The following is a 659-nucleotide window of genomic DNA, read 5'->3' as shown; positions in this document are numbered from 1 at the left end:
CCAGTCATAACGCTGAAGGAATCCTCCATAAAATCCTGTAATATACGGAATCTTGTGTCGAACAAAGGCGTACTCAGCTAATAAATCGTAATTGGGGGTTGCGACGTGAAGTTGCTTATCGGCCTGTGGCAGAGTCTCAACGAGCTTTTTCAGTAGTGATCCAGCAGGCCAATCGCGTAACCCTGAAATGATTTGGTGGGCGTGAACGTTATCATGATACGCAACAAAGCTTGCAGTTAGTTCGACTATTCGAGTGGTCAGAGTCTCATCCTTGATGAAGTCCATAGCGGATTCAAAATCATGGCTACCCTCATCGAGAACGGAGACAACTTGCTTCCATTGTTGTGCCTGAGTATCTGTCATACCACTGGTCAGCTCGGCTCGGAGGTGACGTTCTAGGGCTGGCATCCCAAAATTTAGATCAAGTGCACATGAAGTCCCTGTACCAAATAAAACAAACGGCTTCTCAGTAAAAAACTCTGCAATCGCTTGATATGCAGACTCCTTCGTCAACTCCATGTCTCTCCCCCACTTAAAACATCTAATTTCAGTGCTTACCACCTAACATCTGCAGCATTAGTACTTTATGCTCTTACTTTATGGCTTCAAGCTTTTATTGCAGAGCAATTATCAAGAATTCTTATTTGTAGAGTTATATC

General features: G+C 43.7%; 1 protein-coding gene. It reads right to left on the bottom strand.

What is annotated here, in order from left to right:
• Positions 1-519 (bottom strand): hypothetical protein (locus CWM53_RS20335; RefSeq protein WP_133124376.1); only part of this gene is annotated, 519 nt, incomplete at its 3' end.
• Positions 520-659 lie beyond the last annotated feature (140 nt).

Source organism: Klebsiella sp. A-Nf5 (genome assembly GCF_002810545.1).
In the GTDB taxonomy this organism is placed as follows: domain Bacteria; phylum Pseudomonadota; class Gammaproteobacteria; order Enterobacterales; family Enterobacteriaceae; genus Klebsiella; species Klebsiella variicola.
This window is presented reverse-complemented; position numbering and strand designations above follow the sequence as displayed.